The organism is Mesorhizobium sp. M4B.F.Ca.ET.089.01.1.1 (assembly GCF_004022605.1).
Taxonomy (GTDB): domain Bacteria; phylum Pseudomonadota; class Alphaproteobacteria; order Rhizobiales; family Rhizobiaceae; genus Mesorhizobium; species Mesorhizobium abyssinicae.
Window position 1 is genome coordinate 1 of record NZ_RZOS01000212.1, and the last position, 9,488, is coordinate 9,488.

Here is a 9,488-nt window from a genome sequence, read left to right on the forward strand (position 1 = left end):
CTCGCGCCGGCCATTGCCGCCTTCTACGGCGATCAGCGCATGCTCGGCATCACACTTGCATCTGCTCTGCCGCTGCTGCTTGGCAGTATTGCCGCGGTGCCGCTGGCGCTGATGAACCGCCACCTGCAATTCGGCCAGCTGGCGCTCAACGATGTCGTAACCGCCGCTGCCGGACTTCTCGCCGCGGCGATCGCGGCCTGGGCGGGAATGGGCTACTGGTCGCTGGTGTTGGGGCCGGCTGTCGCGGCAGTCGTTGCGCTGGCGGCAGCATGGCTGGTGGTCCGTTGGACGCCGTCGCGACCGGACCTGAAGGTCGACGGCGACATATTGTCGTTCGGCGCCAATCTGACCGGCTTCAACCTCGTCAACTTTTTCTCGCGCAATCTCGACAACATCCTCATCGGAAAATATTCCGGTGCAATCGAGCTCGGCTATTACGACCGCGCTTACAAGCTGCTGTTGTTCCCATTGCAGAACATCACCCAGCCGCTGACGCGCGTGATGGTGCCTCTGCTCAGCCGAATTCACGAGGACAAGGCGCGGTTTCGCGACCTTTACGTGCGAACCAACTGGATGCTGGCGGCCGTAACCATGCCTGGTATCGCGGCGCTGACGCTGACCTCGGATCAGGTGGTCGCGCTCCTTTTCGGGCCGCGCTGGACCGCCGTGGCGCCTATTTTTGCCTGGCTCGGCATCGCCAGCCTGACGCAGTCCGTCTCAAGCACCACGGGGTGGATATTCATCTGCCAGGGCAAGACCAAGACCATGTTTCAGTGGGGCATCTACTCGTCGCTGACGACGGTCGCCGCCTTCATCGTCGGCCTGCATTGGGGCGCTGTCGGCGTCGCGGCCGCCTACGCGATCAGCGGCTACGTGCTGCGCGTTCCGGTGCTTGCCGTGCTGGTCCACCGCGTCGGCCCGGTGACTGCCGGCGATTTCCTGATCATGCAGGGGCTCTTCATCGTCTCGTCCCTGCTCGCCTGGCTGGCCTATCTGGGGCTGCCGGCGTCGCTCACGGCCCAATCAGACCTTCTCGCCGTGGCCCTGGCGCTATGCCTCAACTACGGGCTTGCCCTCGTCCTGATGCTGATCTTTCCCCAATCGCGCAGGATGCTTTCCGCCACCCTTCCCAACATCGCGCGCAACATCCGCTGAAGCACCTGGAACAAGTGGCTTCAGCAAGCCTGTGGCCGACATTGCCGAAGCATGCTCTTCAAGCACGGCCTGCAGGCTGGTACGGCGATACTGGTCGAGGTTGGCGGCAAACCTGCCGAGCTTTTCGGCTGCCTCCCGCGGCGTCACCGTGTCGATGTCGAGCAACAGGTCTGCGACACCGACGCGCTTGGCGACTTCCTTGGTCTTGAATTCATAGGCGATCGGCAGCACCGGCGTGCCGACGCAAAGCGACATGATCATCATGTGCATGCGCGTCGCGACGACGAAGTCGAAGCCTTTCACCAGCGCCATCAACTGGTCCGGGGTGTGGAACGAAGCGTCCACGCTGACATGCTTGGCGATCTCCGGATCAAGCTCGGCTACGATTGCGCGCGCCGTCTTGGAATCGTCATGCGCGTATTCCGGCACGCCCTGGCAGGTGGAGACGAAGGTCACTTCCTTGCCGTGATCCCTGACGAGGATGGTTGCGATTTCGCGCACCGAATCGAGATAGCGGCGCATGCCGCCTTCACCGTCATTGACATAGTTCCAGTGGCGGACGGAGATGGCGACGCGGCCCGTTTCCGCCGGCGGTTGGGCGGAAGCCAGCCGTTTCCCGATCCTGTCCGTGTCGGCGAGCGCAAAGACGGCATCGGCCACGACGTGGCACTTACCGGGCTCCTTCACCATGTCCAGTATGTGGTTTCTGGAGCGCTCGTCGCGAAGCAGGATGAGCGGGCTCCGGTCGAAGATCGGGCCCAGTTCCTGTCGATTGTAACTTTTGTTGAACGGACCGAGGGATTGCGTGAAGAAAACCGGATCCTTACCGAGGATCGCATCGACACGGAATTGGTTCAGGCGCCTTTCGAGATTGTAATTCTCGACCAGATAGGTGCCGCCTGTCGTGACCACGAGATCGGCGTTCCGATAGATCTCGAGGCTGCGGCGGGCGCTTTCGCCGAACAAGATGCGGCTGATGAAGCTTCCGGTGCCGAAACGCTGCAAAACCTGAAGAACGAGCCGGTTATAATGCGGTTTTAGCCGGTGTTTCAGCCCGCTGCCGTAGCTGTAACGGAACATGGTTTCCGACAGCAGCTTGTGAAATTCGAGATCCGGGTAATCCTTCTTCGGGTAGAGTTTTGCGGCGACTTCAGGCTGGCTGTCGAAGACGAGGAACCGCGGTTCGTCGCCGACAACTGCCTTGAGGATATGGCGGATCGCCAGCAGAATTGCTGCATCCCCGGTATTCAGGCAGACTGTGTTTTCAACGACGATGTTCATCGTATCACCCCATTCGTGAGTTGGTTCTACGGTCAGGCAGCTGGATCTGGTCGGCATCCGTGTAGCCGTCCAAGCGCGGCATAGGGCCAACGGTTGGCTGGCGCTCGAGCACAGCCAAGATTAACGGATGTTTTTTGCAGCGCAACAAAAATGCTCGCTTTCTTGCTACACTGCACCAAAAATGTTGCGATGCAGCAAGAGCTGTACTAACTTCGCCGTGGGTGGGCCAACAGCGGTCGAGTTTCATGCTGCATGTCTTGTACCTTGTGCATGACGTATCCGACCCGGCGGTTCGCCGGCGGATCACAATGCTCAGGGCAGGCGGAGCCAAGGTGACGCTGGCGGGTTTCCGCCGCACCACCAGCCCGGTTGCCGACATCGAAGGATTGCGCCCGATCGATCTCGGCGCGACGCGCGATGGCCGATTCGGCCAGCGTCTGGCGGCGGTCGCCAGGGCGGCGTTCGGGATCGGCGCGAAGCTGGCGGCGATGCCGAGGCCCGACCTCATCATTGCGCGCAACCTCGAAATGCTGGCGCTTGCCCGCCGCGCCAAGGCCGCGCTCGGCGCCAGGGTTCCGCTCGTCTACGAATGCCTCGACATCCATCGCCTGGTGCTGCGCGACGATCTGGTCGGCAAGGCGCTGCGCGGTGCGGAACGTTATCTCGCCCGCGACGTTAAGCTCCTCGTGACCTCGTCTCCGGCCTTCATCGCCAATTATTTCAAGCCGTTCGGTCAGGTCGCCGCGCCCGTCGAACTGGTCGAGAACAAATATTTCGACACCGCGGCAGTGGCCGTTGATGAACGATTGAAGGCGCAGAATCCCGCCGCACCCCCTTGGCGCATCGGCTGGTTCGGCGCCCTGCGCTGCCGCCGCTCGCTGGAGCTGTTGGCCGAGTTCACCCGCCGTCTCGAAGGACGTTTCGAGGTCGTCTTGCGCGGCCGTCCGGCGCTCTCCGAATTTCCCGATTTCCACGCTTTCGTCGAGGCCGAGCCCTGGCTCTCCTTTCGCGGACCCTACCGCAACCCGGAGGACATGGCGGCGATCTATGGCGACGTGCATTTTTCCTGGGCCATCGACTTCTTCGAAGCCGGGCAGAACTCCGAATGGCTGCTGCCCAACCGCCTTTACGAGGGCTGCCGCTTCGGCGCCGTGCCGATCTCGATGGGCCACACCGAAACCGGCCGTTTCCTCAACCAGCAGGACATCGGCGTCCTCTTGTCCGAGGCCACGCCCGAAGGGCTCGAAACGGCGCTCGGACGGATGGAGCAGGAACGCTTCGGCAAGCTCAAGACCCGCGTGCTGGCCCGCAATCCGAGGACCTGGAGCTACGACCGCAGCGACTGCCGCGCCTTCGTCGACAAGCTGCGCGGCCTTGTGGCGGCGCCCGGGCCCTTTGCGGCCGAAGCGCTGGCGTAGGATGGAAAGAACCGCATGACGTCAAACGCAGTGCCAGCATCGAGTCTGATCGTGATTCCGTGCCTGAACGAGGCCGCCCATATCGGAGCGCTGCTCGAGCAGTTGCGACCCGCCGCGCAAAGGCTCGGCGCCCTGATCGTCGTTGCCGACGGCGGCAGCGCCGACGGCACGCTTGGCATCGTCGAGGGGATCGCCCGGCAGGATGCGCGGGTCGTGCTCACGCACAATCCGAAGCGCATTCAGAGTGCCGCGATCAATCTCGCGGTCGCCAGCCATGGCGATGGCGCGCGCTACCTCATCCGCATCGATGCGCATGGCGGCTACCCCGACGATTATTGCGACCGGCTGGTTGAGGAGGCTTCGGCCACCGGCGCCGATTCGGTCGTCGTCTCCATGCTGACCAGCGGCACCGGCGCGGTGCAGAAGGCGGTGGCGGCGGCACAGAATTCCAAGCTCGGCACCGGCGGCTCCAAGCACCGGCACCAGTCGGCCGGCGAATGGGTCGATCACGGCCACCACGCGTTGATGCGCATAGCGGCCTTTTCCGCGGTCGGCGGCTATGACGAGACCTTCAGCCACAATGAGGATGCCGAGCTCGACTACCGGCTGCGCCAGGCCGGCCACCGCATCTGGATGAGCGGCAGGACGCATATGATCTATTATCCGCGCTCGTCGCTGAAGAGCCTCTATTTCCAGTATCTCGGTTACGGCCGCGGCCGCGCCAGGAACGTGCTCAAGCACCGCATGGTGCCCAAGCTGCGGCAGATGATCCCGCTGCTGGTGTTCCCGGTCGTCCTGCTTGCAGCCTTCTCTTTCGTCCACTGGCTGGCGGCGGTGCCGTTCATGGTGTGGGCGGCGGTCTGCCTCGGCTATGGCCTCGCGACCGCCATCAGGCAGCGTAACCCAGGCCTTACGCTTGTCGGCGTGTCGGCAATGGTCATGCATTTCGGCTGGTCCGTCGGCTTCTGGCTGCAGCTCCTCGGGCGCCGATCGCAGCGCGGGGTGGCGTGATGGCCGGCAACACCCGCTCCATCGATATCTGCGTCTGCACGTTCCGGCGGCCCGAGCTTGCCGACACGCTGCGCTCCATCGCCGCCATGGACAGGCCCGCCGGCTTCGAGATCGGCGTGGTCGTCGCCGACAATGACGACCAGCCGAGCGCCCAGCGGCTGGTGAAGGCGCTTGCGCAGGAACTGAAGCTGCCGATCCGCTACCGCCACGCGCCGGCGCGCAACATCTCGATCGCCCGCAACGCCTGCCTCGACGCCAGCGTGTCGGACCTTGTCGCCTTCATCGACGACGACGAGACCGCTTCGGTGCGCTGGCTGGCCGAGCTCGTGGCGACTGCCGAGGCGAGCGGCGCCACCGCCGTGCTCGGGCCGGTGCGGGCGCGCTACGGATCGGAAGCGCCGGCCTGGATGCGCAAGGGCGATTTCCACTCGACCTTGCCGGTCTGGGTGCGCGGCGAGATCCGCACCGGCTATACCTGCAATGTCCTCTTGAGAACCAGCGAAGCGAGCCTGCGCGGCCGCCGCTTCAGCCTGGCGCGTGGCCAGACCGGCGGCGAGGACACCGAGTTCTTCGACACCATGGTCAGGGACGGCGGCCGCATCGCCTTTGCGCCGGATGCGCTGGTCGAGGAAGTCGTGCCGCATGCCAGGGCGGCCTTCGACTGGCTGCGCCGCCGCCGCTTCCGCTTCGGGCAGACGCACGGACACCTCATTGGGCACGGCGCGAGCGGCATCAGGCGCGTCGCGCAAGTCGGCCTCGCCTCGGCCAAGGCCGCCTATTGCTTCGCCATGGCGGCGCTGACCGCGATCAGCCCGGTGCGCAGGAACCGCAGCGTGCTGCGCGGCATCATGCATGTCGGCGTCGTCAGCGGCCTCGTCGGCGTGCGCGAGATCCGTCAGTACGGCCTGTCCTCGCCGCAGCAAGGGGGCAAACATGCAGCCTGACGTCAGCTTCATCATCGCCGCCTACAATGCCGAGGCAACGCTCGACCGGGCGATCGCCAGCGCCATGGCCCAGCGCGATGTTTCCGTGGAGGTCATCGTCGTCGACGACTGCTCGCGCGACCGGACGCTCGACGTGGCGCGCTCCTATCCCGAGGACATCGTGCGCGTCGTCGCGCTTCAGCGCAATCGCGGCCCCGGTGGCGCCAGGAACGCCGGCCTCGAGGCCGCGCGCGGCCGGTGGGTGGCGGTGCTCGATTCCGACGATGCCGTCTATCCCGGCCGGATATGCACGATGATCGCGCGGGCCGAGAAGGCGGGCGCGGTGATCGCGGTCGACAATCTCCAGGTCGTGCGCGAGGACGGCGTGGCCGAGGACACGATGTTCCCGGCCGACTATCTCGAGGGCCTGGCCGAAATCTCGCTCGCCGACTACATCGCCGGCAACATCGTCTTCGAGTCGCGCTTCAATCTCGGCTATCTCAAGCCGATCTTCCGGCGCGATTTCCTCGAGGAGAACGGCCTTCGCTACGACGAGAAGCTGATCATCGGCGAGGATTACATCCTGCTCGCCAGCGCGCTCGCCAGGGGCGGCAAATGTGTGGTCGAGCCGACGACCGGCTACGTCTACCACATCCGTACCGGATCGATCTCCCGCGTGCTGGAGCTGCATCATGTCGAGGCGATGCTTGGGGCGGATGCCGCTTTCGCGAGCACTTATTCCAATTCCATGGAAGGCAAGGCGCAGGCCGCGTTCCTGAGGCGCGGCCGCAGCCTGCGCCGGGCGGCCTCGTTCCTGTCATTGGTTCAGCACATCAAGGCGCGGTCGCCGCTCAGGGCGATATGGACGGCGCTCAGTGATCCGGCGGCGGTCAGGCATATGAGCATGCCGATCGCCGTCCGGCTGCGAAGGGTTGCGGCACAGTTTGCCGTGGGGCGGGGAGGTGAGAGTGCGGGCTGACGGAGAGTGGGTTCGGAGCCTGCGGCATATTGAAATCGATCTTCTCAAAAGGACCATGCGATGAAGAAAGTCAGGAAGGCAGTCATACCGGTGGCGGGGCTTGGAACGCGGTTCCTGCCGGCGACCAAGTCGATGCCGAAGGAAATGCTGCCCGTGGTCGACAAGCCGGTCGTCCAATATGCGGTGGACGAAGCCTTCGAGGCAGGCATCGAGCACATCGTCTTCGTGACCGGCCGCAACAAGGCGGTCATCGAGGACTATTTCGACCTGCATCCTGAATTGATCGGGACTCTCGAGCAGACCGGCAAGAAGGCGCAGCTGCAGTCGCTGGAAAGCCTGCTGCCCGTCGCCGGCGCCACCTCCTTCATCCGCCAGCAGTCGCCGCAGGGCCTCGGCCATGCGGTGTGGTGCGCGCGCGAGGTGATCGGCGACGAGCCGTTCGCCCTGCTCCTGCCCGACATGGTCTCCTTCGGCGGCCGCGGCTGCCTTGCCGAGACCGTCGACCTCTATCAGCGCACCGGCGGCAACGCCATCGCCGTCGAGCGTTGCGAGCCGAGCGAGACCAGCAAATACGGCATCGTCGGCCGCGGCGCCGAGATCGGCAGCGGCTTCGAGGTGACCGCCATGGTCGAGAAGCCGGCGCCCGCCAATGCGCCGTCGAACTTCTACATCAACGGCCGCTATGTCCTGCAGCCGGAGATCTTCGCCCTGCTCGGCAACCAGCAGCGCGGTGCCGGCAACGAGATCCAGCTCACCGACGCCATGGTGCGGCTGGCGCAGAGCCAGTCCTTCTATGCCCAGCCCTTCAATGGCCGCATGTTCGACTGCGGCTCCAAGGAAGGCTTCATCGAGGCCACCATCGCCTTTGCGCTGGCGCGCGACGACATGAAAGGACCGGTCTTCGAGATGCTGCAGCAATTCGTCCGGACGCACGAGCGCCGGGAAGAAGCCGCATAATGCCCATCTTTTGGGTGCATATGCGTATCGATGATGGCGCGACAAACGCCGCCGCGCTTGGCCGACCCGGCCAAGCGCTTTCTGGCATGAATGTTGCGTGGTCTTTTCTGGTGACGACGCCAATCTTCGAAGGCCGATAGAGCCTGCAACCTGGAATTGGACCGACGATGAACTATGCCAATTTTCCCCTCGACAAGAGGATGCCATTGCCCAGCGCGGACGCGGAAAAAGGTGAGGACTTCATCGATATCGAACGCCTGCTCGGCATGGCCGCGCGGCAGGTCAAGGTGGTGGCGGTGTGCGCCGTCATCGGCCTGTTCCTCGGCGTGCTCTATCTGCAGACCACGCCCAAGCAGTACATGTCGGTCGCCAGCGTCCTGATCGACGAGGGATTGAACAAGGTCGTCGACGACATCTCCGCCGCTTCCGTCACCATGCAGACGGACGCCGCCCTGCTCAGCCAGATCGAGATCATCAACTCGGCGCGCCTGGCTTCGGTGGTGGTCGACAAGCTGAAGCTCGACCAGAACCAGGACTTCATGAACCCGCCGCAATCGGCTCTGGCCAAGGGCATCGGTTTCGTGCGCGGCGTGATCGGCTATTTCCGCAGCAGCTCCGCCGACCAGCTCCCCGGCATCGAGAATGTCGACGCCGCCACGCGCGACGCCATGATCAAGGAAGCGAGCCACGACTACGCCGTGCTGAAGCTGCAGAACGAGGTGCTGGCGCAGCGCAATGGCCGCAGCTACGTCATCGCCATCGCCTACCAGTCGCCGAATCCGGCGCTGGCGACGGCGATCACCAAGGCCTATTCCGAGGCCTATCTGGCCGACCAGCTCAACGCCAGCTTCGACGCCACCGAACGCGCGGCGGTCTGGCTGCAGGGCCGCTTGACGGAGCTTCGCGAAAGCTCGCAGAAGGCGTCGATGGCGGTCGAGATGTTCCGGGCCGAGCACGGACTGTCCGCCAACAGCGACGGGCAGCTGATGAGCGACAAGCAGCTCGCCGACCTGAATGCCCAGCTCATCGTCGCGCAGGCCGACACGGCTCGCGCCAGCGCCCGCTATCAGCAATACAAGGCGATCGTCGATAGCGGCTCCGACAACGCCTTCAACGATTCCGCCATCGCGAGCGATCAGCCGAGCAGCTCGGTCATCACGACGCTCAAGACCCGCTATCTCGCCATTGCCAAGCGGCTGCAGGACGTTTCAGCCAACTATGGCGCGGACCATCCCCAGGCGGTGGCGCTTGCCAAGGAGAAGGCCGATGTGTCGGCGCAGATCTTCGGCGAGTTGAAGCAGCTTACCGAAAATTACCGCAACGAGTATGAGGTGGCTCAGACACGTGAGACGGCGCTCAGGCAGAAGATCGCCGACGCGGCCGGCAAGAGCTCCATCGACAACCAGTCGCAGGTCAAGCTGCGCGATCTGACCCAGCAGGCGACGGCGCTCACCACGCTCTACCAGACGTTCCTCGGCCGCTATGAGGAGGCCTCGCAGCAGCAGTCCTTCCCGGTCGGCAAGGTGCGCATCATTTCCGATGCGACGATGCCGCTCTCCGCGGCAAGCCCGCGCACGTCCAAGGTGCTGGCGCTCTTCCTCGTGCTCGGTGTGCTGGCCGGCGCCGGATTTGGCGGCCTGAACGAGTTCAACGAGCGCTTCTTCAGGACCGGCGATGACATCCGCGACCGCGTCGGCCTCAAATTCCTCGGCTACCTGCCGACGATCGGCGGCAGCAGGTCCGGCAAGGACAACAAGCCCGACG

General features: G+C 64.5%; 8 protein-coding genes. 7 read left to right on the top strand and 1 reads right to left on the bottom strand.

All coding sequences use genetic code 11. From position 1 onward, the window contains the following. A partial coding sequence (locus tag EN780_RS19640; RefSeq protein ID WP_128275050.1) for an oligosaccharide flippase family protein occupies positions 1–1,155 on the top strand: 1,155 nt, incomplete at its 5' end. Here EN780_RS19640 and EN780_RS19645 read toward each other — a convergent pair. After that, positions 1,051–2,436, bottom strand: a complete 1,386-nt coding sequence (locus tag EN780_RS19645) for a polysaccharide pyruvyl transferase family protein (RefSeq protein WP_128275051.1) — start codon at positions 2,434–2,436, stop codon at positions 1,051–1,053. The genes EN780_RS19640 and EN780_RS19645 overlap by 105 nt on opposite strands. Before the next feature lie 245 nt (positions 2,437–2,681). Between EN780_RS19645 and EN780_RS19650 the strand changes: the two genes are divergently transcribed. The 6 genes from EN780_RS19650 to EN780_RS19675 form a co-directional block, all read left to right on the top strand. Beyond that, complete coding sequence (locus tag EN780_RS19650; protein ID WP_128275052.1) at positions 2,682–3,854, top strand: glycosyltransferase; 1,173 nt, start codon at positions 2,682–2,684, stop codon at positions 3,852–3,854. Positions 3,855–3,869: 15 nt separating this feature from the next. Next, a complete protein-coding gene (locus EN780_RS19655) occupies positions 3,870–4,865 on the top strand; it encodes a glycosyltransferase family 2 protein (RefSeq protein ID WP_128275053.1) in 996 nt (331 codons plus the stop codon). Continuing rightward, on the top strand, positions 4,865–5,809 hold the full coding sequence (locus EN780_RS19660; protein WP_128275054.1) for a glycosyltransferase family 2 protein: 945 nt from the start codon (positions 4,865–4,867) through the stop codon (positions 5,807–5,809). The genes EN780_RS19655 and EN780_RS19660 overlap by 1 nt, the downstream gene beginning before the upstream one ends. Further along, positions 5,799–6,767: a glycosyltransferase family 2 protein gene (locus EN780_RS19665; protein ID WP_128275055.1), complete on the top strand. Its 969-nt coding sequence runs from the start codon at positions 5,799–5,801 to the stop codon at positions 6,765–6,767. The genes EN780_RS19660 and EN780_RS19665 overlap by 11 nt, the downstream gene beginning before the upstream one ends. Positions 6,768–6,827: 60 nt before the next feature. Continuing rightward, positions 6,828–7,724 carry a UTP--glucose-1-phosphate uridylyltransferase GalU gene (galU, locus tag EN780_RS19670; RefSeq protein WP_128275056.1) on the top strand — a complete coding sequence of 299 codons (897 nt, stop codon included), beginning with the start codon at positions 6,828–6,830 and terminating at the stop codon, positions 7,722–7,724. Between the two features lie 167 nt (positions 7,725–7,891). Then, positions 7,892–9,488 (top strand): Wzz/FepE/Etk N-terminal domain-containing protein (locus EN780_RS19675; protein WP_128275057.1); only part of this gene is annotated, 1,597 nt, incomplete at its 3' end.